At 55.1% G+C, this 22,692-nt stretch carries 18 protein-coding genes; 9 read left to right on the top strand and 9 right to left on the bottom strand.

All coding sequences use genetic code 11. The features are described from left to right. Positions 1 to 486 precede the first annotated feature (486 nt). The 5 genes from FYC48_RS21180 (at position 487) to FYC48_RS21200 (ending at position 4,420) form a co-directional block, all read left to right on the top strand. Positions 487 to 1,380 carry a patatin-like phospholipase family protein gene (locus FYC48_RS21180; protein WP_149498804.1) on the top strand — a complete coding sequence of 298 codons (894 nt, stop codon included), beginning with the start codon at positions 487 to 489 and terminating at the stop codon, positions 1,378 to 1,380. Between the two features lie 262 nt (positions 1,381 to 1,642). Continuing rightward, positions 1,643 to 2,245, top strand: a complete 603-nt coding sequence (locus FYC48_RS21185) for a lamin tail domain-containing protein (RefSeq protein ID WP_149498805.1) — start codon at positions 1,643 to 1,645, stop codon at positions 2,243 to 2,245. A gap of 7 nt (positions 2,246 to 2,252) precedes the next feature. Then, on the top strand, positions 2,253 to 3,281 hold the full coding sequence (locus tag FYC48_RS21190; protein ID WP_235034352.1) for a FemAB family XrtA/PEP-CTERM system-associated protein: 1,029 nt from the start codon (positions 2,253 to 2,255) through the stop codon (positions 3,279 to 3,281). Next, positions 3,281 to 3,922, top strand: a complete 642-nt coding sequence (locus tag FYC48_RS21195; RefSeq protein ID WP_235034353.1) for a YdcF family protein — start codon at positions 3,281 to 3,283, stop codon at positions 3,920 to 3,922. Before FYC48_RS21190 ends, FYC48_RS21195 begins: the two co-directional genes overlap by 1 nt. A gap of 66 nt (positions 3,923 to 3,988) precedes the next feature. Continuing rightward, entirely contained in the window at positions 3,989 to 4,420 is a 432-nt protein-coding gene (locus tag FYC48_RS21200) for a hypothetical protein (protein ID WP_149498806.1), read from the top strand. 125 nt (positions 4,421 to 4,545) lie between these two features. Here FYC48_RS21200 and FYC48_RS21205 read toward each other — a convergent pair whose 3' ends face one another. Together FYC48_RS21205 and FYC48_RS21210 are read right to left on the bottom strand one after the other, a co-directional pair. Then, positions 4,546 to 5,862, bottom strand: a complete 1,317-nt coding sequence (locus FYC48_RS21205) for a Gfo/Idh/MocA family protein (RefSeq protein ID WP_149498807.1) — start codon at positions 5,860 to 5,862, stop codon at positions 4,546 to 4,548. A 72-nt stretch (positions 5,863 to 5,934) separates the two neighbouring features. Beyond that, positions 5,935 to 7,149 carry a PQQ-binding-like beta-propeller repeat protein gene (locus tag FYC48_RS21210; RefSeq protein WP_149498808.1) on the bottom strand — a complete coding sequence of 405 codons (1,215 nt, stop codon included), beginning with the start codon at positions 7,147 to 7,149 and terminating at the stop codon, positions 5,935 to 5,937. 299 nt (positions 7,150 to 7,448) lie between these two features. Between FYC48_RS21210 and FYC48_RS21215 the strand changes: the two genes are divergently transcribed. Both FYC48_RS21215 and FYC48_RS21220 read left to right on the top strand, forming a co-directional pair. Continuing rightward, entirely contained in the window at positions 7,449 to 7,742 is a 294-nt protein-coding gene (locus tag FYC48_RS21215; RefSeq protein ID WP_200836666.1) for a DUF1294 domain-containing protein, read from the top strand. Between the two features lie 73 nt (positions 7,743 to 7,815). Beyond that, on the top strand, positions 7,816 to 9,117 hold the full coding sequence (locus tag FYC48_RS21220) for a lipopolysaccharide biosynthesis protein (RefSeq protein WP_149498810.1): 1,302 nt from the start codon (positions 7,816 to 7,818) through the stop codon (positions 9,115 to 9,117). Positions 9,118 to 9,130: 13 nt separating this feature from the next. Here FYC48_RS21220 and FYC48_RS21225 read toward each other — a convergent pair whose 3' ends face one another. The 4 genes from FYC48_RS21225 to FYC48_RS21240 all read right to left on the bottom strand — a co-directional run bounded on the left by FYC48_RS21225 (position 9,131) and on the right by FYC48_RS21240 (position 15,642). Further along, on the bottom strand, positions 9,131 to 10,057 hold the full coding sequence (locus FYC48_RS21225) for a PIG-L deacetylase family protein (protein WP_149498811.1): 927 nt from the start codon (positions 10,055 to 10,057) through the stop codon (positions 9,131 to 9,133). 316 nt (positions 10,058 to 10,373) lie between these two features. Continuing rightward, complete coding sequence (locus tag FYC48_RS21230) at positions 10,374 to 11,741, bottom strand: DUF1552 domain-containing protein (RefSeq protein WP_149498812.1); 1,368 nt, start codon at positions 11,739 to 11,741, stop codon at positions 10,374 to 10,376. Further along, positions 11,738 to 14,386: a DUF1592 domain-containing protein gene (locus FYC48_RS21235; protein ID WP_149498813.1), complete on the bottom strand. Its 2,649-nt coding sequence runs from the start codon at positions 14,384 to 14,386 to the stop codon at positions 11,738 to 11,740. Before FYC48_RS21235 ends, FYC48_RS21230 begins: the two co-directional genes overlap by 4 nt. A 275-nt stretch (positions 14,387 to 14,661) precedes the next feature. Continuing rightward, on the bottom strand, positions 14,662 to 15,642 hold the full coding sequence (locus FYC48_RS21240) for a peroxiredoxin-like family protein (RefSeq protein WP_149498814.1): 981 nt from the start codon (positions 15,640 to 15,642) through the stop codon (positions 14,662 to 14,664). 155 nt (positions 15,643 to 15,797) lie between these two features. Here FYC48_RS21240 and FYC48_RS21245 point away from each other — a divergent pair, with 155 nt between their 5' ends. Continuing rightward, entirely contained in the window at positions 15,798 to 16,205 is a 408-nt protein-coding gene (locus FYC48_RS21245; RefSeq protein ID WP_149498815.1) for an acyl-CoA thioesterase, read from the top strand. Here FYC48_RS21245 and FYC48_RS28185 read toward each other — a convergent pair. The 3 genes from FYC48_RS28185 to FYC48_RS21265 form a co-directional block, all read right to left on the bottom strand. Beyond that, positions 16,202 to 17,875, bottom strand: a complete 1,674-nt coding sequence (locus tag FYC48_RS28185; RefSeq protein ID WP_200836667.1) for an ABC transporter permease subunit — start codon at positions 17,873 to 17,875, stop codon at positions 16,202 to 16,204. The genes FYC48_RS21245 and FYC48_RS28185 overlap by 4 nt on opposite strands. Then, positions 17,868 to 19,415 (bottom strand): sugar ABC transporter ATP-binding protein, encoded by a 1,548-nt coding sequence (locus tag FYC48_RS21260; protein WP_149498816.1) that lies wholly within the window; start codon positions 19,413 to 19,415, stop codon positions 17,868 to 17,870. The genes FYC48_RS28185 and FYC48_RS21260 overlap by 8 nt, the downstream gene beginning before the upstream one ends. A 187-nt stretch (positions 19,416 to 19,602) precedes the next feature. Then, positions 19,603 to 20,724, bottom strand: coding sequence for a sugar-binding protein (locus tag FYC48_RS21265; protein WP_200836668.1), 1,122 nt, complete (start codon positions 20,722 to 20,724; stop codon positions 19,603 to 19,605). A 445-nt stretch (positions 20,725 to 21,169) separates the two neighbouring features. On the opposite strand from FYC48_RS21265, the gene FYC48_RS21270 reads away from it, so the two are divergent. Beyond that, positions 21,170 to 22,684 carry a sensor histidine kinase gene (locus FYC48_RS21270; RefSeq protein WP_149498817.1) on the top strand — a complete coding sequence of 505 codons (1,515 nt, stop codon included), beginning with the start codon at positions 21,170 to 21,172 and terminating at the stop codon, positions 22,682 to 22,684. The last annotated feature ends 8 nt before the right edge of the window (positions 22,685 to 22,692 follow it).

The raw sequence follows: 22,692 nt of genomic DNA on the forward strand, positions 1-22,692 counted from the left end.
AAGATACCGAGCTAGTGATGGTCGGGCGCATGGGTGCGAGCTTCGAGCTGGAGAGTGGCGCACGCAAAAGACGAGCACGTGCGACGAACGTCATCCCCCCGGACGGTTACGATTCAAACCTAGGTCCACTCTTGCTCGGTTGCCCAACGGAGTTGCTGATCCGCGGATTGTCATTCATCAGTTTTCGGAAGAATCACCTGTTGAAGCGATTAAGCCGACTGCGCCCGCCAGTATGGGTGGGACGCGACCGCTGACGTCTCGCCTGCGAACGACCTTGTGGCATACGGTCGTAGCGGAAGCCGTCGGCGGCTTGTCGATTTAGCGATGGCCAAGTTCCGGATGATCCGAATCCGGCCACCACGACAAAACGATGGATTGGGTAAACCCTCGCTGTTCGTTTGTGATCCATGACCTAGGGTTATTCATTGCAAACAATCAGACCAACTGGGGGGCTACGTGAATCTGACGCATTGGCAGGGCCGATTAATGCTTCGCCGACCGCGAAGTGAATGGGCGGACGCGACCGTGATGCTTGGCGGCGGCGGTGCGCGTGGTCTTGCGCATCTGGGAGCCGTCCGGGCGATCGGTCATTCCGGGCTCGGAATTGGGCGGTTGGTTGGCGTCAGCATGGGAGCATTGATGGCGTCGCTAATCGCAGCCGAACGTGATGTCGAACGCGCCGAGTCGATGGCTCGGGACTTCTTAATCTCCGACCGCTATCGAGCGTTGCAAAAGACGGTGCTCGACGCCGCCATTGGGACACACGGCAAAGACGAAACCAACGATCGGTGGCTAAGACGCTGGCGCAGCGTATTCTGGATTCAAAAAGCGATCAGTCGCGCCGCTAGAACAGAATCGCTCCTCCCGGCAACGCTGCTGGAAACGATCACCGACGAGCTGCTGCCGGACATCAACATCGAAGATTTACGTTTGCCGCTACACCTGATCGCCGTTGATCTGAAAACGGGTGAGCGAATTTCACTCAGTGAAGGCCCCTTGCGACAAGCCGTTCGGGCATCGATGTCAATCCCCGGAATTTTCCCGGCCGTTGAAATCGACGGACGCCGCTTGAGCGACGTCGGTGTCTACGATGCGGTTCCCTGCGATATCGCCATCGATCTTATGTCGGGGCAGGGTGAACTGATTGTCGTTGACGTCAGTCCGACAGAGTCGAGCAATGCAGACTGCCGGACGGCGATTCAATCCATTTTAAGATTCCAAGAACTCGCCGAGTCGAGGATCCGACAACAACAGCTCAAACTCGCGGACCTCGTGGTGCGTCCCCAAGTTGGCTCGGTCGCCTGGTTTGATTTCACCAATCCCGATCCGCTGATCGAAGCCGGCTATGACGCGGCCCATGCGGTGCTTCAGCAATCGTAAAAATTGCCGCGACTGATGGGTTTTCTGAGTACCCAAACGGATTGGCGAGACTTTGTCGTCGGCGTCAATCCAGGTGTTGATCGAACGGGAAGTTTGGGGGATATTTGGCCCGAGCCGCAATGACGCGGCAACGATTAACACTCGGGAAATTTAACACGGGGCAAAGGGGACAAAGGTGTTACGAGCTCGATCAATCATCACGTTGCTGATACTTCTATCAGCCGGAACCACAACCAAAGCCGGTTTAGTGATCACGGAGATCATGGCGAACTCCAACACTGACGCCGGTAATTGGATCGAAATCTATAACGACTCGTCGGTCGCAAGTGTTGATCTTGGCGACCTAATGATCGAGGTGTCCGGTGGGTTTGGCTTTCCTTCCTTGCCCGTAGTCCCGGGTGATTTATTGGGTGTTAATCTTGATCCATTGCAGTTTCTGATCGTTGTCGACACGATGGGAGGTTCCCTTAGTCAGTTTCACAACTACTGGGGTCCAGCAGCGAGTAATACCGTCATTTTGGGAGCGAATTTTTTCACGCCCCTGCAGTTTTACGACCCACTGACTATATCGGTTATTCAGGGAAGTACAGTCACTGATCAAATTGATATGGCAACAGCCGATTGGCCCACCATCGAACCCAATCAAAGCATCTACGTTGATCCAACGAAGCTTGACGAAAACCATATCGGATCGAATTGGTCGGTGTCCCAATTCCCTTACCTTCCCTCGGGTGCTTCACCGCCTTCGGAAGCCCAAGCGGGAACCCCAGGATCGTTTGCGGCAATGGTGCCCGAACCGAGTACACTAATCACCTTCTGTTGTCTGTCTTTGACGAGTTGTCTACGGCGCCGTCGCCATCGGTGAAACTACCTTGAGTTCTGTACGCGTTGATTCCTGGCCGGCTGAGTGGCCGAACGATTGTCCTCCCCGTGAACTCAAACTGGCCGGGCACGATGCCCGCTGGCTCAACAGCATCTGCCGCGGACTGTCCCATCGCGGCTACCTGCTCACCCACCGGTCTTCAGAAAACGGCACTGGTCTGCTGCCGCTCGTCTTCGTCAAAGGCCCGCTGTTCGGAAAGTTCCTCGTCAGTTTGCCTTACATCAATACCGGTGGTGTTTGGGCGGGCAACGCAGGGGTCGCAAGCGAACTGATCGATGCGGCGTGCAACTTGGCCGATGAATTGAACGTCAAGTATCTGGAACTGCGGCACGAGCAGGCGGTTGAACACCCGCGTTTGAATTTTGCCCGCACCGATAAAGTTCACATGCGGCTCGCGCTACCGGAAACCGACGAGGAGCTGAACAAGTCGTTTAAATCTAAGTTGCGCAGTCAAATCAAGAAATCGGGAAGCTATGGGGCGACGGTTCATTTTGGCAGACAGGAATTGCTTGCCGAATTCTACAACGTGTTCGCTCACAACATGCGTGACTTGGGAACACCAGTGTTCTCGGTACGTCTGTTTCGCGAGATCTTAAACGCGTTTGAAGACGACGCAGAATTGTGTGTCGTTAGAAACGAGTCACAGGCAGTGGCCGGAGGGTTGCTGATTCACAGCAACGGCGTCAGCGAAGTGCCAAGCGCCAGTAGCTTGCGTGAGTTCAACCGAACCGGGGCGAACATGTGGATGTATCGTCACCTGCTTCGCCGTGCGATCGAACGTGGCAGTCACACATTTGATTTCGGACGCAGCAGCGAAGACAGCGGCACCTATAAATTCAAAGCCCAGTGGGGCGCCGTCCCGTCTCCTGCAACATGGCAATACTATGTTCGCCAAGGTGACCCTAACGACATGCGTCCAGACGCGGACGGAAAGAAACGACTGGTCGAGCTTTGGACGAAGCTGCCGGTAAGTCTCACGCGGATCATCGGACCACCGATCGTTCGCGGGATTCCGTAGTGGACACCAATGACATGACGCTCAGCAATCACGCGAACCGGTGGCGGCGTCGGTTTTGGGCGATGGGTGCGGTGTTCGTTGTCACAATGATTGCTTTGTCATTTGCCAGCGTTCGTGGTCTGGTGATGCAACCGTTGGTGGTTCACCATTCCGATGCTCGTGGAGAGATCGCCTATGTGATGGCAGACGGTCCGGCCTACTGGGAACGATTGTTTGCCGCGTCAGATCTTTACCATTTCGGACGGATCAAATCGATCTACTTGCTCGAAGAACGACAGTCGTCGTCGCATAACTTCGAGCGTGGAACCAACGACACGCGGTTGCAACGTGCGATCGATTACTTGGACATGCGAGGCGTTCCGGCGTCGGCGATCGTTCCCGTGCCGATGGGCGAACCGAGTTGGTTGAGTTCTCGCGATGAAGCAAAGTGGCTCGCTCAGATGAACCAGTCGTTGGAAGGCATCGTGGTGGTGACATCTCCGCCGCACACCCGACGGAGCTTGCTTTGTTTTCGCCGTGTGTTTTCCGATCAGACGCCGATCGCGGTCTATTCGGCGACCTCGCCCGATTCGAGCGTCGAAACCCATTTGCCTCTCTGGATCGAGTATGTGAAGTTAGTGGCCTATTGGATCGCCGCATGATTTCATGTTTTCGACCAGTGAACGTCCACCCGACTACAACCAATCGCTATAGCGCGGGACTCTCCTATGAAAAACTCAGCACCATTTCGATTCATCGCCAGTTTAGCGTTGCTGATCGTGCTAGGAACGGCACTCTGGGCTCAGGTCGATGAGTCGAAGCCTGCACCCGAAGAAACTGTCGAGATCGTTCCGAAGGCAGCATTGTTGACCGAACGTGGAAAACAACTCGTCGAGGAACTACGAATCTTGCGACGCAACCTCGGATCGATGGGACTCAAGCATCCCAATCGGCCAGGCGTGGAAGCAAAAATCGAAGCGATCAACGAACAGTTACAAGCGTGGGAGCCTGCCTATGGGAAACCTAGCAACCCGTTTCGAGCAAGCGAGCAAGCACCGCCACAAATGAACGAGTACGACTTGCGTCAATTGGTCATCAAACTCAACAAGCGTGTCGAGGCCTTAGAAAAGCGTGTCGAAATACTAGAACGACGTCGGTAGTGCCCTGGCTAGCTAGCACGTTCGGGTTCGGCTCATCAGCCGACGCGCGTTAGACCCGGTTATTGCATCGAAACCGTGGCTAACACCATGCGGCTCATCCACATTTCAATTGTTGAAACGAAGCGTTAACCGGGATAGGTCCAATCGCCGCGGTAGTCACGTCGCATCAACGCTTGAGCCTCCGTGTCCCCTGGGATCGTTTGCTTTTCCGAATCCCAGCGAACGCTTCGCCCCAGCTTCATCGACAGCATTCCGAGCAGGCTGAGCGTCGTCGCTTGGTGTCCGACCGAGATGTCAGCGATTGGCCGACGACCAGATTCGATCGCGCCGATGAAGTCAGCCCACAAGAGCCGAATGTTGTGACCATCGGGCTCCTGCAATTGCGCGTCTTCGTGAATCGTCGGCTTCTTTTCGTCAGACGGGTAGAACGTCCATCCGTCTCGCCAGCCGATATGGACGGTTCCCTTCGTCCCTAAAAAATAGCAGCCGACACTTGATTGCTCGGGGCCTTTGCCTGCGAAGCGCCGGTGCTCCCAATGAGCTGAAAAATTTTCGAATTGGTACGTCGCGATTTGATGATCGGGTGCATCCGTCGTTTGCTCACGATCGTTCAACACCGCCTCGCCAGCGATCGGGCGCCCGCCGACCGAGTGCACAGATTTTGGCATCTCCTGGTCGGCCCACCAAAGCACTTGATCGAGCCAATGGACACCCCAATCACCGAGAGTTCCGTTGGCGAAATCAAGAAAGTTCCTGAAGCCACCGGGATGGATACGCCGGCAATACGGTCGCAGTGGCGCCGGCCCGCAATACATCTCCCAATCAAGGTTCTCTGGTGGTTCGTCATTTCGTGTCGGCCTTTCTTCACCACCTTTGGAATGCACGAACATTCGCACCATCCCAATATCTCCCGCACCGCCGTCTTTTAAAAATCTCATCGCGGACACATGATGCGGTCCGATCCGTCGATGCAGTCCGACCTGGACAATACGATCGGATCGCTGCGATACATCCAGCATCGCCTGGCTTTCACCAATCGTGTGCCCGGTGGGCTTTTCAATAAAGACATGTGCCCCGGCGTTGATCGCAGCAATCGTTTGCAAGGCATGCCAGTGGTCGGGTGTCGCAATGATCGCGATGTCGACCGATTCTTTGTCGAACAACTCTCGAAAGTCGCCGTAGACGTTCGGGCTATCACCGGACAAGTCGTTCACTTCTTCGGCGTTGATTTCCAAACGATCTTGATCGACGTCACACAGCGCGACGACCTTGGTGTTCCCCGCCGAGATCGCTTCGCGCAGAATATTCATTCCCCACCATCCCGAACCGATCAACGCCACGCGGTACTGCTTGTCTTTTGATGCGGCATGAATTGCGGGAGCAGCGGTCAGCGCGGCGGCGGCGGTCGTGCCGGTCAAAAAACTTCGACGTTTTAGATGCATGGCAAAAAGAGTTTTCAAGAGGCAGGAACGTTGGTGACGTCGGCTTGGGAAGTCGCAGACACGGTGACCAGTTTACTGGGTGACTTCCACACAAACGACCTCACCCTGAATCGTACGGCAAAAGATCTGACCATTTGAAAAGACGGGCGCGGTCCAGCATTTGCCGTCGAGCACGTGCACCCGTGATGTCGGCGTCCATCCTTGACGAGTCGCCGGCGCTGTTACTAAATCACCGTCTTCGGTCAACAGCAGAATCGCATCATCAACCAGTGTGAATCCTCCCGGACGCAGCTCCTCTTCGGACCAGAGGACTTCACCGGTACCCCAATCCAAACATCGAAAACGTGCCCCCGCCTCCATGTCACCGTCGATCCCAAATAAACTCTCATCGAGCAGGACGGACGCATGAATTTGGTTCTTCATTTCCTTGGACTTCCAAACAACTTTGGGGTCCGTTCCGCCGAGTTGATATAACGCCGCACCACGGTTGTAGCCGGATGAAAGAAACATCTGACCATCGTGGATGATCGGATCCGCGGCGTTGCAGTTGAAACTGGTCAGCCAGCGAATCGACCATAGTTCCTCACCCGACTCCAGCGTTACCGCTTTGTATGACTTGCCCGATGCGATCACCACTGCGTCTTTCTCGTCGGATTTCAGCGGTACCGGTGTCGCATAGCCACTTTCGCGATCTTCAGAACGCCATACGATTCTCCCGTCGTCTTTGTTGAGCGCGACGCCGGATTCACCAATATTAATAATCACCAAGTTGCCGACGACCAATGGTGCACCGGCGCATCCCCAGCCGGGCAACCGCACGTCTGCTTGGTTGGCAACATTGACTTTCCACGACAACTGACCGGTCAAGCGGTCTAAACAAAATAGTTCACCTAGTCGGCTAACGACATAAATGAATGGGCCATCAATCGTCGGTGTCGAAGTTGGGCCGCCTTCGAAATCTCGGTCATCAAGTGGAGCTTCAAACGCAAATTTCCAAGCGACGTCACCACTTTCTCGGCTAAGAGCGTTGACGATCGTTTGCCCGTCGATGTGGCCGCTGGTAAAAACTAGCTCGTCGGTGGCTACAAAAGATGAAAAACCGGTGCCAACCGAGGCTCGCCACTTGATGTTTGCCTGATCTCCCCGAAACCTTCCCGACCAGTTGGCCTGAACCGTCCGGCCGTCTAAATTCGGCCCTCGCCATCGGTACCACTCTTCGCCTTGGCAGATCCCAAGTAGCAGTAAGCACGCTGTAAAAAACAAAACGGATCGAACAGCAACGGTCATGCTGAAAACTGTTGAAAACGGATGAACGAAATTAGGCGAGGCGCCGAGACTATTTTTTGAAACGACACGTCTGGGCGTCTAGTTGACGTTAATCCAAGCGAATCGTGACTCGAGCGAAGACGGAGTCGATTCACACACGACAAACGGAATCAGACGTTCGAGCGACTGAGTTTTCCGCTCACAAAACGGTGATTCTACAATCGCGACTTCAAAAACGGTGTCGCGGACATTCTAATCGCGATCGCTCGATGAAGCGCTTCCCTATCCGCCGAAACCAACTTCGATAGTCAGCAATAATCGTGACGCTCAATCTTGTTCTCGGATACGTGGTGATCGTAGCGATCCTAAGCTCGGTTACGTTTCTTGTGTACTGGGTTGATAAACGTCGCGCTCAATCGGATCGGTGGCGAACGTCGGAAAAGACGCTGCATCTACTCGCGTTATTTGGCGGTTGGCCCGGTGCCTGGATCGCCCAGCAGAAACTGCGTCACAAAACGCGAAAGCGACGCTTTCGAATCGTGTACTACGCCACGGTCGTTGGCCATCTCCTTGCCGTGACTACAATCGCGTACTGCCTGTCGAATTCCCAGTGAATCGGTATTTGCGACAGGTGACTCGTTCGTTTGCGTCTCGCACTCCTATATTCAGTCCGCTGAAATTTCTTTGATGGAACCCTTCGCCGCATCGAACGAGAATCGCTCGCATTTCTCGTCAGTGATCGCGGGGATCCTGATCGGGGCAAACGTCACCGGTGTCATGCTCAGCTATGCGTTGACACTGTTCCTCGCCCGGACATTAGATTCAAACCAGTTCGATAGCTTCGTCGGAGCGATCGCCGTCTTGACGATGCTAGGTGCCGTTTCCGAAGCCGGCGTTGGCAAATACGGCTACAAACGCCTCCCGCTTGCCGACCAAGCATCCGACACGAGCGAACGAAACGCATATTTGCGATTTGCGAAGCGGACCGTGTTTCTTTGTAGTGCGATCTTCGTCGCTTGTGGAATCTTTTTAGAGTCAGCCCTGCCCAACGAAGCCGTCGAGTTCACGTCCATCACCTCGGTACTGTTTATCCCCGCCGTTGCCGGTTGCGGTGTCGCGGTGGATCTTCTAATCGCAAGTCAATCGCCGATTACCGGAACCTTGATCGCCCGGGCTTTAGTGCCCACGATCACGTTGTCCCTCATTGTCGTTGGTTCCCAGACGATTCGCGGCTTTGACGCGACGATGGCCGTGATCTGTTTCGGCATCGGCAGCACACTCGGGCTACTTCTCTGCGCCGCTTTGCTCCAGCGCTTTCGATGGATGGGCAAAACAAATGTCGGTGAAATCCAGTGGCAACACTGGATTTCACGAAGCCTGTCGTACTTTGCCGTCACTTGTGCGATCACATGGCTCTTCAAAGCACCGCTCGTCATGCTGCACCACTTACCGCACTCGGCGGCTGAGCTAGGTTTGCTGGCCCCGGCATTTGAAACGGGATGCTTGGTATTGTTGTTATCCAAATCGGCAGACAAGTATTACCTTCCGATGCTTGCCGTTGCGATCGATCAAGGCGACATCGAAACAGACGAGCGTTTGCGTCGCCGGCGTCAATCATTGATCGGTGGCGCCGCGTGCATTTTCTGGCTCGCCATTGTACTGATCGGCAAACAAATCTTGTCCCTGTTCGGACCACAGTTCGTCGTTTCTTATCCGGCGTTACTTTGGGTCACAACGGGGGCATGTATTTGGACTCTTTTTTCATTGTCGCCATCGGCTTTACTGTTCATGCGGCGTTCGAAACAATTGGGACTGAACCTGATCTTTCATTCGCTGGCGCTGATGGTTCTGATCCCAATTGCGTTTTATCAACACGGAAACACCGGCGTCGCCTTTGTCTTTGCGGTCTGCTTGGCATCGACCGCCGCGATCGCTCGGATCCAAGAGTCCATTGCCTGGAAATCTGAGTCAGAGACGATGGCAACCTAGTCCGAAGCGTTCGTTACTTCTTTGGCAAGAACGGGAACAGTTCGCGAATCTCGTCATCCGATGGCTGCCGACCATATTCGCAGATCTCAAACGCTTCGGCGTAGTCAATTTGCATTGCACGGTCTTCTCCATACCAACGAATCAGTGCGTTGCGATGCTGCTGTGCTTCGGCACTCTGACGTTTTACCCAACGTTCATGCAGCCACTGTCGCCGTGCCTCGGGAGCATTGGCTGGTGGCGCGTTCGCCATTTTTTCGGCACTACCGAGCGCACCGCCTTCGAACGTTTGTGACTCCAGTGCCATCAGTGCGTCAACTTTCTTTTCGAATACCGAACCAACATCAACCGCGACATCGGCGCGAAATGGGTACGGTTTCTGAAATCGATCGCTGGAATACAGGAATACCGGATTTTTCTTCAGAGGTGGTGTATCGGGACAAAAGAAAGGTACCGTCACCATATATGCGGCATCCTGAACGAGTACACCGACATAGCGGTGATCGGGATGGTAATCCCACGGCCGATGAGCAATCACGATATCGGCATTCCACTGGCGGATCGCGCGGGTGATTTTCCGACGGTTTTCCAATGTCGGCATCAACTCGCCATCGTGAATGTCCATCACCAGCGACTCAACCCCCAATCGTTTCGCCACCAAGGCAGACTCTGCTGTGCGACGCTTGGCAAGCGCTCCGCCCGACATTTGCCAATGTCCGATGTCGCCATTGGTCACCGAAACAAGTTTGACGTGGTGCCCTTGTTCGGCCCACAACGCGGCAGTCCCACCGCTCTTGTATTCAGCGTCATCAGGGTGGGCGCCAAAACAAATGATCCTGAGCTTTCCGTCTTGGGCGACCGCGGTTCCGGGATCACCGTACATGAAGCCGACCGAGATCCATAAGAACGAAAACACCAAAACTGTCCGACTATCAATCGCCATCGACCTACCTCTTTGAAGTGCTCACGTGGAAGCCCACTGATTTGCAAGTCGCGACGGCCGGAAAATTGAACGCCGATCCCCCGATGCCGGCACATTCGGCTCACGGTGGTTGGCCGAGGGCCGGAAACGAGTGCTTCGTTAACCTTCGAAATTAGGATTAGCCACATGGCGTCAGCCACGAGTTCGGCGCAATAACCGAGGCTAACGCTCGTCGGTTGATGAGTCGAATCCTAACGTTTGGTCTACACGGAGCGCTAGCACGTCGGGGGCGTGGTTTTCCCAGCGGTGTTCAATGATCAAAGCAAGCGAGACTTGACTAACTCAGTTCCAGTTGACCGTCGGAGTCACCAAACTGAGTTGTGGGGACGCCGATCAAGTTCAACATGCTAACAAAAAGGTTCGACATCGGTTGCTTTTTGGGTTCGTAAAATCGCCCCGTCGTAATTTTCCCGCCTGCGTTTCCGGCAAGAATCACGGGTAAGTTCTCGTGCGTATGGCGATTGCCGTCCGCGATCGCGCCGCCGTAAATGATCATCGAATTGTGAAGCAAGCTATTGCCATCGACATCTTCGGTTTGCCGCATCTTGTTCAAAAACCGGGCGAAGTGTTCAACGTAGAATTGATCGATCTTGGCAACTTTTTTGGCTAACGCCTCATCACGCTGACTGTGGGTTAACCAATGGTGGCCCTCGGGAATGCCTAGCTGCGGAAACGTTCGGTTGCTGCCGTCATAGGCCAAAAGTAGTGTCGCGACTCTCGTCGAATCAGTCTGGAAAGCGAGATGCAGCATGTCATACATCAGCGTCATATAGTCCCCGAAGTCCTTGGGGATCCCAGCCGGTGTGTCACGATCGGTTTTCGGTGGATCTTTGAAGTGCTCCGCCATCTCGATCCGACGTTCCATATCACGGACGACCGAAAAGTACTCGTCAAACTTTCGATTGTCCGCGGTGGCGAGCTGACGCTGGATATCGCGTCCTTCTTCCAAGACAAAATCCAACACACTCTTCTTCGTCGCCAGTCGCGTCTGGTAGTTCTTTGCCCGCTCGGACTTCGATCCCGCACCGAATAGTCGTTCGAACACGAGACGAGGATTGGCTTCGGGCGTGACCGGTGTCGATTCGGAACTCCAAGCCAAATTGTATTGATAAGCACAAGCGTAGCCCGAATCACAACTGCCGGAATTGCGAATGAGGTCGGATGTCAATTCGAGTGACGGAATGCGAGTCACGGAGCCTACGTTTTGTGCGGCGACTTGATCGACCGAGATCCCGCAACGGATGTCGCTGCCGGCCGTCTTTCGTGCTCGTAAACCTGTCAAAAAAGTCGCGTTGGCTCGTGCGTGATCTCCGGCACCGTCAGGGCCAGGGGTTGCATTGATGTGATCGAGATTACTGATAACCTGGAAGTCAGCCTTCAGGTCTTCGAGTGCCATCATTGTTTCGTTTAGTTCGAAACCATTTTTGGGAAACCAATGCTCTTGCTGCACGCCGTTCGGAATCGACATAAATGCCATTCGCAGCGGCGCGCCTGTCTCGGTAACCGCTCTCGGTTCGGCACCCAACGCCTGTTCGCTTGCGCTCGCACGCTTGGGAAGCGACGCCATCGCGGGAATGGCTACGGACAATCCACCGCTTCGCAGGAATCCTCGACGGCTGAGCGCAAGTCGATTTCTTCGATTCATTCTTGATCCCCCTTGGATAGATTGTCTTGCTTCGTCGAAGGTAGCAAGCGTTGTTTTTGAAACGGCGCCGACTCGACGACCGCATGAACGAGCACACTGAATCGCCCGTCACTTTCGCGCAGGCGATCGACAATTTGATCGATCGTTTGTTCGTCAGTGAATTCCACTCCCCGTCCCACGGCGAATACCAACAGCTTTTCGGTGACGCAGCGGTAAAATGCATCGGCATGATTATTTCGCAGTAGTGCCTTTAACTCCCGCACGTCACGGAACGTTTCCCCGGTCACCAGTTCACCTTGAGGTTCGACCGGAGTTCCTCGGTCAGTCTCGCGCCACATTCCGAGCGCATCGAAGTTCTCCAACGCCAATCCCAACGGATCCATGCGGGCATGACAAGACGCACAAAGCGCGTCCTCTCGATGAACCGATAACAACTCGCGAAGTGTCGGTTCGCGATCACCAAAATGGTCTGCCGATTCTTCCAGTTCAGGCACCACGCCGGGAGCCGGGGGAGCAGGCGTGCCCAGAATGTTGTCCAAGATAAATAAGCCGCGTTTGACCGGCGACGTGCGTGTCGGATTCGAAGTCACCATTAACATCGACGCCTGAGTCAACAAGCCGCCGCGCGGACTGTCGCTCGGCAGATCGACTCGCCGCATCTTTTCTCCCTTGACGTGCTCAATCCCATAGTGCTCGGCAAGTTCCGCGTTCAGGAATGTGTAGTCACAGTCCAACAGATCTAGCAGGCTGACATCGTTGCGAATCACATACTCGACAAACTGCTCAGTCTCATCTCGGATCGAACGCTTCAAATCATCATCGATTCGTTCGACTTCGCGTCGGATCTCACGAAAGCGGGCAAACTTCTCACGGTGCTCTTCACTCATGCTGTCTCGGCCTCGGAAAAAGCCGCGCGGAAGACTGCGAAACCAATCGCGAAGTTTCTCTAACTCCTCCGCGTGCCCCATCACAACGCTGGCATCCACGTTGGCGTTGATCACATCTCGCGTCCGCAACCATTGACCAACAAAGTTGGAAATAAATGCGTCGGACCGCCGATCATCCAACATCCGATCAATCTGATCGCTCAAATTGGCCCGCAATTCACCGTTTTCCGCCAGACGCACCAACTCTTCGTCAGGCATCGAGGACCATAGGAAGTACGATAACCGCGACGCTAATGAAATCTCATCGACCGGCGCGTACTTTGCATCGGGAGATGAATTAGCCGCCGATTCAATACGGAACAAGAACCTTGGCGATGAAAGCACGCCGACGATCGCACGCCCGATACCGGTTTCGAACGTTTCTCCCGGCTGCGAATAAACCGTCTCGGCCAGCCCTACCAACCGGTCGATCGTGACTTGATCGACCTCGCCCCGATACGCTCGGGTGGCGAAACGCTCCAGCACTTCTGCCGCATATGATCGGCGTTGATCCGGTTCGGTTGGGGGTGAGTCTCGGGTGAAAAAGCGTTCGTAATTCGGTGGATGAACACGTTGATCGGTCCCTATCGGTCCTTCGATCTCCACCCGGTAAACTTCGAAGTGAACGTGGGTATCACTTTCTTCTTCGATCGATTCCGCCACTTCGCTATCCGACGCTAGCTCGACCGGTCGTATCTCAAAGGCGATACGGTGCTTGCCCGCGTCCCACTGTTCAATTGATTCCACGGTCGTCAGTTTATTTTCGTCCCAACCGAGTTCACTGACAAAAGCAACCTCTTCATCAATACGGCAAGTGACGTGATAGCGAGCTGGGTCAAACTCGAAAGATCCATGTTGTTTGGTACCGATCGAGACGTTGTATCGTCCTGCGGTTTCGATCTCGAATTCACGCGCGACCTTTTCTTGTTTTTTGCCGTCAAGCGATCGCCCATTGCGTTTTGAACGTCGGTCGTCCGAGACAAAATCTCGTCCCCGAAAAACTTGTCGAGGCACGATCTTTGTCACCTTCGGTACGGAACGCTCCACAATAAGCTCAGCCGCTTGTAAATACTTGTCCAACAACAACGGCGACACCATCAAAGCGTCTGCGACGTTGTCGAAGCCATGCCCGGAATCATCTGCCGGAAACAGCAACGTCTCGTCAAACTCAACTCCCATCAGTGCACGAACCGTGTTGCCGTACTCTTGGCGGTTCAAACGCCGGACCGTGATCGGTCCCGGATCGAGATTATCGAAATCGATTGCAAACGGACCACGTTTGATCCAGTCCTTCACGGTCGCCATTTCCATATCGGTCAGCTGATCTGACCCCATTGGCGGCATCACCCCGGCGCGAAGATTCTTCAACACCCGCCACCAGAACTCCGGTACCGCCGTGGCCTCGTCTTCTGACTCGAACGAATCGATAACAAAGTTTCCTTCGCGTTCACCGTAACCGTGGCAATCGTAACAGTACCGCTGCAAAATCGGCACGATGTCATTCTGAAATGACGGACCAGCGTCATCCGTTGCCGGGGTGACCTTCGAATCCTCAGTCTCACGGCCAGGTAATTCTTCGGCGATTGCCAATCCACCAAAGTAAGACGCAATCCCGCAAGTAATGATTCCAGTAGCGACGCAAAAACGCCAGCGATTCAATAGATCCATTAGAACAAAATTCAGCAGTAGGATCTGCGGCCGAAATCGTTGCGGCGACATGAGATCAGGGTTGGCAGGTGATAAGGGCGGGCATTAACGTTCAACCCCCGAGTGAGTCATGGGTAACGCAATTCCTCGCGCGAAAGACACGCGAACGCCATAGCTTAGAGCCCCGCGGTCGCGCAGACAAACTTTTCTGCACTGCCTGTGTGAAAAGATCAGTCATCATAGGCTCGCCGGGCCGTGTCCGCTTCGGCCTGTCTTTAATCGATAGGATTCAATGCGGTGGTTTATCGGCGGTAGCGGCGGAACTGGATGTTATTGGAGATCGTGCGTCAACACGCCAGCGGCTGAACTTGCGAATCGGTGACTTCGCATGCGGCCAATTCTAAGTAGTCGGGGCGGGAGCCAGAGGTGCGGTGCCGATACGCTTTGACGATCGCATTGTCTCGCACAAGGAAGGCACCGGGCATTTGGAACCCATCCCCGATCAGCTTCCCCACCCCATGCCGATTGATAATCGCGGCGCTGAAGCCTCGCCACCAAACAGAAAGGGGAAACAACTGGCCGGGCCCGCCTCGTTGGAGACCGTAGGCTCGATACAGGCGGCAACCGGGGTCGCTGATTCGATGCGTGTCGGCCAGGCCGTACGACTCGAACAGTTCGACATCGAGTTCGTTGTCGCCCATGTGAACTAAAACGATCTCGCCGCCCGCGGCTTCGATACCGGCGCGTTGCTTCTGCAAGTCCCCCAATGCTTCACGACAGAACGTACATCCGGCATGACGCAAAAAGACGACCAACACCGACCGGTCAACCGAAAGCGATGCGATTGAGTCGCCTCGGTGAGTCCGCATCAATTCATTCAGCCGTTCAGCGGGCTGGTCATCGGTACTCACCGCCGGCCGATTCGCGTGATCGAACGCCGCAAACAAGATTGCGGCAAACGGAAACAGCCAGACCAAGTCATTGAACACAGTGATCCAAACCCAAGCGGGCGACAGATCACCTTGCAGAACGTTCCACGCGATCCCGATCGGTCCGAGTGCCTTCCCTAAAAAGCCGACGAGCACCAATGGCCAGTGTCGGAGGGGATTCCGAGCGGCAATCGCATAACCTATCCCATACACCCCTACGATCATGCCGACACACTGCCAGATCGCAGGATACGCCGGCGGGGTGAGATCAAACCAGTCAAAAAAGTCACCGGGGCGCAGCACCACCCATGCTCCCCATACAAGGTTGTAGGTCGCGGCGGCATTCAATATCGTCGCGTACCAGCGTGGCGACGGATGAGGCGTGGTGGTCTGATTCACGTTCGGTACCCTTAAGAACCCCGTCAATTTCGTGACGAATAGGACTGTGCGCCCTCGGTTAACCGCGTTTCATCTTGTCGCAAAACCGCGGATTCCTAAATTGTCGAGACAAGTTTAGATAATTTCCCATCGATCCTCGCCCACAACAAGTCTTCATGCTGGAACACCGAATCCAACATCGCGTCCGATATGACGAATGCGATCCGATGGGCTTTGTCCATCACAGCGTTTACCTGCAGTACTTTGAAATCGGCCGAACCGAATTGCTACGGGCTAGCGGCGGTCGCTATCGAGACATGGAAGACGCTGGGCTGCTGGTCGTTGTTGTGAATGTCAACTGTCGTTATCACCAACCGGCCCGCTACGACGACTTGATCGACATCCAAACCAAGATCGCCAAGATGACCGTCGGCAAGATCACTCACGAGTACACCGTGTTTCGCGAAGGGCAAAAACTGGTCAGCGCAGAAGTCATCCTTGCGGTGATCGATCGCAACGGAAAAGTCCAGCGGGTTCCGCAGAGCCTGCTCGATCAATACGAATCTCAACTGCCAGAGCGTTAGCCGTTCGCCGGTTCAGCCGATGCCAAACGCGCGGACTCCGCCGCAACCAGCGCTCGCTTTGCGATCATTCGTTTGACAACCACATCGACAATCACACCCGCCAAGATCACGATTCCGATAATCGCAAACTCGAGTTTCGTGCTGATCCCGAGAATATTGATGGCGTTGTACAGGACTCGCATGACGGCGGCGCCGATGACGACACCCAAAATATTCCCTTCACCACCACGCAGACTGCATCCGCCAAGCACGGCGGCGGCGATCGCATAAAGTTCGTAAAAATTGCCAAAGCCAGAGGGCTGAACCGAGTTGATATCCAAAGCAAACAAGATTCCCCCCAGACCGGCCGCCATTGAACAGAGCACATAGGACAAGACAACCATACGCTTTGTATTAATGCCACTGTAACGGGCGGCTTCTTCGTTGCTACCGAGCGCAAGTAGATAACGTCCGTAAACCGTACGGTTAAGAAAGATCGACGCGGTGACCGCGAGGCCGATCAACAACAGCATTGGCATCGGCACCATCGTCGCGACAAGGTCGGTCTGACCGAGTAGCGCTAGTACGCCGAAAACCATCATCGGTAAGGAAACCGCTTTGCTAACCACACTTGCCGTTCGCCCGGCTTGATAAAGCCAACCGACCGCGACGATCGCGAACGCGACGATCAAGAATTCGATCAGCATCACTCCGGTTTTCAACGCTCCCCCACTGACCGTCACCGCACCGACGCGCCAAGTATCATCGGGAGTCGCCTCGCGAAACACCGGCACCAGTGCCCAAATGCTTGCCACCAACAACAGCAACGACACCACGACGGCGATGATCGGAAACGCCACCCGTTTCGCGTTCTGTTTGATTGCCGATCCGAGAAACAAACCGAAGGCAGGAATAAACAGCAGTGATGCCGCATAAACCATGACCGTCGACGGCAGCTGTGCGGCTCCTTCTGCGACGCTCACCTCTATTCCGCGTATCTGGTACTCCCCCAACGGCAAAATGACAGGCCCGGGGCCTGTGTCCCAGCCTTTCCAAAATCGAGCACTTCCGACGATTGCGACGAACACCCCCAACACCGGCCAGCCCCACCGAGAAATGTGATCGGCGAACGTGTTGCCGGATGATTCGCGGGGACGCCAAATCGCTTTCCACAGACCACCGACGAAGACCAACACGCCTCCGATCGCCAACATGGTCGCCCAACTCGCGGGCTTTCCGGTCGCCAACAAACGCAACCCATCGTCATACGCTTGCCCGAATCCCAACGTTTGATCGTCGGTCAACCAACGGGAAAACCCGCGGTAGAACAGCAACCCGCAAAGCGTGACCACAAACGGCTGCAGATCCAATCGCGTGATCAGTATTCCGTGCAACAGTCCGATCAGAGCTGAGCATCCCATCACGATCGCGATGGCAGCGATCGGTGAAAAGCCATGCTCAATGACCAACATCGGCAACAAACACGCCACCAGTCCCACGACCGATCCGATCGACAGATCGATCCCGCCGGTAATGATGACGAACGACACGCCAATCGACAAAATCCCAAACAAAGCACTCCAGCGCGTGATGTTGTACAAGTTGCCTTGGCCAACGAAGCTATCGTTCAGGATTGTGGTGAACAGACAAACGAAGATTAGCAATCCAAAGATGCCCAATACCTTATTCATTCATCTCTCCATCGATGATACCCGTTGCCAAATTCATGATGCGTTCTTCGGTAATTTCGTCGCCTGATAATTCGCCAGTCAATCGCCCTTCGTGCATGACCAAGGTGCGGTCACTGAGTGCGATGACTTCTTCCATTTCACTTGAAACGAACAGTACGGCCAGCCCGTCCGCGGCGAGTGACTCCATCAACCGATAAATTTCTTCTTTCGCGCCGATATCGATCCCACGTGTCGGTTCGTCCAACATCAGGACCTTCGGTTTCATCGCCAACCATTTGCCGAGCACAACTTTTTGCTGGTTGCCACCGGAGAGATAACGTACGACCTGCTGGGCCGACGGGGTCTTGATGGAGAGTTTCGAAATCGCGGTGTTCGTATCGGCGTCTTCTGCCGCAAAGTTCACCCACAGGCCGCCACGCGATTTCTCTTTCACGCTGGCCAACGACACGTTCGGCTTGACCGCAAAGTCGATCACCAACCCTTGGGTTTTACGATCTTCGGGGACAAGCCCTAGCCCATGGGCAATCGCTTCGGTCGGCGAAGAGATATCGACAGATTGTCCCCCGATTCGCATCTCGCCACCTAACGCCTCGGTCACTCCGAAGAGACACCTCAACAGCTCGCTGCGTCCGGCACCGACCAGCCCCGCGATTCCGACAATTTCCCCCGGACGAATTTCGAAGCTGACCGTTTGCCGCGGATGCTCGGGCACGACCAGGTCTTTGACGGCCAAAACCGGAGCCGACTCTCGAACGTCGTTTCGTTTCGTTCGGCAATAGAAGCGAGAGACATCGCGGCCGACCATCCGGCTGACCATGGCATCATGGTTGATTTCATGCTTTTGCAAATCGCCGGCGTTTTCGCCGTCACGCATCACCGCCACACGGTCCGCCAGGCGTTCGACTTCGGCTAACCGATGAGAGATATAGATCACGCTGACACCGGAATCACGCAACGATTCAACGACTTCAAATAAGGCTTCGGCTTCTCGCTGCGAAAGACTGCTGGTCGGTTCGTCCATGATCAGCACCCGAGCATCGATCGACAACGCCTTGGCAATTTCAACCAATTGCTGCCGCCCAATCGTCAACTCGCCAAGCAGTGTTAGCGGCGAAACCTCCAAACCGACCGACTGTAAATGTCGTTTTGCCTCGTGATAAATCGTCGAGCGATCGATCAAGCCAAACCGAGTCGGTTCGCGACCTAAAAAGATGTTTGCGCCGATCGACAGGTTTTCTGCCAAATTCAGCTCTTGGTGAATCAGGGCGATCCGATGCTCGATCGCATCAGCTACCCCGGAAAACTGCACCGCCTGGCCGTCGACGAACAGTTCACCGCTGTCAGCCGACTGAACGCCGGCAAGGATTTTCATCAGCGTGCTCTTGCCGGCACCGTTCTCGCCGACGATCGCGAGCACCTCGCCGTGTCCGAGCGTCAAGTCGACTTCGTGCAACGCCCGCACGCCAGGAAACCGTTTGCAAAGCGATCGCACTTCCAATAGCGGTGCGCGATCATGTGAGTCATTCGAAGTTGTTCTCACGTCGCGAATGCCTCGTCAATCTTTGACTTTCGGGTAGGCCTAGTGTCGTCAGTCACGGTTTCCCTTTGGTAACCGAGGCAAACGCCCGACGGCTGTGATGTCGAACCCGGTGATTCATTGCCGGTAACTCGCTAACGGCAGCAGGACGCGCGTGAAAATGGACATTCGTGGAAACAGGCGTTCGGGGCTATTGTTCGGTCGCGTCGGTATCGCCGGTCAGCACTTTAAGTTCATCCCAAAACTCTTTGACGTTGTCCTTGCGAATTGCCCGCGCGGGAATGTCTAAGAATCCACCTTCGGGCAATGCCGACTCGTCACCGGCGGCAAGTTTGGAAAGAATTTCGACAGACTTGTATCCGTACTCGTATGGATTCTGAACAACCGTCCCGTAGCAGTGCCCGTCAATGATTGCCTGCAACGTGCGATCATCCTCGTCAAAACCGACGACCTGAATCTCACCCAACTTCCCGGCACCGCTGATCGCTTCGAGGATGTTGGGCGGGTTGTAGGCAAACAAGCCAACCATACAACCGAGGTTGGGATGTTTGACGATCGCGTCTTCCGCCACGCCCTTTGCTTTGGCAAAATCGAAGTCATCGGTACGCGTATCCAAGATGGTGTATTTGTCACCCTTGAGTACTTCGTCAGCCGGATCAAAATCACGTGTGGGATCGTTCGACCGATCGAGAAGTTCATCGATGATCCCCTGGCGACGTTGATCGGCATTCAGTTGCCCCAGTCGTCCGACGAAGATCATGACTTCACCGCCGTCGGGCAGCGCTTCTTTGACAAGTTTGCCGCACATTCGACCGGCGTCGTAGTTGCTCATCCCAATGTAAGCCAGGCGATTGGAATCCGGTGCGTCAGAATCTTGTGTGATCAAGTTCGTCGCCTCGGCAACATCGTTAAGAATCCCTGTTTGGTTTCCCGGGTCGATGGGGCTGACCGCGACCCCGTCGACACCGAGCGAAATCAGCTCTTCGAGCGTCCGCTTTTGGTCAGCCGCTCCGTCGGGCATCAATACCGAACATTCGACGCCAAGTTCTTCGGCGGCATCGTTGCATCCGGCTTCGGCGATCACCCAAAACGAAGCGATTCCGTTGGTCACATAAGCAACCTTGATGTCCTCGCCTTCGGCGGTCTTGATCGCATTGGGCGAGGCTTTCTCCGCCGCACGCGATTCGGACTCAGGCTCAACCTTTTCGATTTTGCAGCCCACCATCATCACTGCGAGGCAAACGACCACGGTGGCTTGCCAAGCGATGCGGCGGCAACGCGAGAGGGAGAACATGCGGAGGCGATGGTTCATGACGCACGGTGGTTGGTGAGGGAAGGTAAACCGGATTTAGAAGTGACCTAAACCCACGAGCCGTCCGCGTTCGCGTCGGGCCTGCATCGCAAAGACGCGGGGCTCGCGACGATCATCGTCGGCTGGTTAGGCGGCAGACATCGGTTGCCGGATCGGCTCTAAGGCCCGTTTAATGTGACCTGAAGCGACCAAGCAGTGTAAGTCCGGTCTCACTGTGTCGCAAGCGACACCCCCGCGACGGCAGCCCATCTGGCCGAATGATCGTTACATGCTGTAGGGACGGAGAACAGAATCGGCAAACTCGCCGTCGATTTCGCAACCGGGTAATGCGTTCAGGTCTGGCCAGACGATACCGACACCCTAACGAGAGATACCGTCCGCCAGCGAAAGAGGAAGTCGTCGCGCCGGTTCATTCGTCTACGCCGACCAATCGAGAGACCCGACCGTGAGTTCTAACATCCCTATGAGCAGCCATCCGATGGGAAGCCACCCTATCGCTACGGCGACTCAAACGGTCCAACGCCAAGCTCGCCGTCAATCAGAACCGGCCGAACCGACGCACCTTAGCGAACTTGATCAATCCGAAGCATTCGAGACACTCACACGGTTGATCAGCGAGACCGCTCATGACCTTCGTGCACCGTTGACAACGATACGCGAAGCCGTCCGACTGGTCCGCGACGGAGACCTCGGTCGCCTTTCTAAGAGCCAGCAGGAGTGTTTGACTGCGGCAATCGATCAGTGCAACTGTGCCGGCCAAATGGTCGAAGAGATGGTGCAGTCACGACGGTTTGAAACCGGCTTCGGCAACGTTCGCCGGACTTGGGTTTCGATCGACGAGATTCGCGAACAGGTGGAATCAACGCTGCAGCCATGGGCGTTACCTCGCAACATTAACTTGCTGTGGGACGGTCCCTTTGGCGAAGACGTTCTGATCTATGCCGATCCGGCACTGCTGCGACGCTTGCTGGTCAACTTGGCCAATAATGCAATCCGAGTCACGTCGCCGCAACAGGCGGTGATGATTCGTGCCCAGCGTCACTTCAATTCCCAGATGATGAATTGGTCGGTGGTCGATCAAGGTCGCGGGATCACTCCGCATGATTTGGAGTTGATCTCCGCGGGCAAGGCGCCCACGCAAAGTATCGGTGGGCTGGGTCTATTGATCAGTCGGCAACTCGCTGCCGCCCATTTCTCCAAACTCCGAATTGAGTCACGAGTCGGTACGGGCACGGCGACCAGTTTTCATACACCGATGGGAGGCCCCGCCGGAGTCGTCGCCAATTTCGCACTGTGGCGAACACAACTGGCTCAACCCAAATCGGTCAGTGCGGCCGAACCCGATGAAATGGTCTACGAAGTCGCTCCGATTCAGCCTCAGACATCAAACCGCGGATCTAAACGTACGTCACGCCCCGAGTCGATCGCCGCCCCTCGTCGAGTCAGAATCGACGTGCCCTCCCAGGCGGTCGACCTCGGCGTTGCGAATGTTGCACCGATTTTCCCGCACCATCTTTATCTGACGAGCATCGAAGTCGGAGCTGCCGTCGCGAACACAGCGATTAGCGACTTCGATTATCTATTGCAACGGTCGATGCGAGTCACCGAAATGGCGTATCGTACCAGCCAACGAAGTTGGGTGATCGCATTCGATGCCGATTCAACGACCGGCCCATCACGGCGCCATGAAATCGAACGGACGGTTCAGATGGAACTCGAAAGTCTTCGCATTCGCTGGGGCAACGAGAGCGTCATCGGTAGCGTCCTCAGCGAAGAATTTGCGACAAAGTTGTCGTCAATGATGACCGACATGATCGTTCGCCAGTCTCTCTTCCATGCCCAACAATCGTTCTCCGATCCGAACACGGATTTCGATGGCCGCCCTGTTGAGATCGAATCGACGATTCCGGCCAGCCGCCTCGATCGGGAATTATCGAACCTTCGCGGAAGGTGGCAGTAGTCGATTCG

Source organism: Roseiconus lacunae (assembly GCF_008312935.1).
Classification (GTDB): domain Bacteria; phylum Planctomycetota; class Planctomycetia; order Pirellulales; family Pirellulaceae; genus Stieleria; species Stieleria lacunae.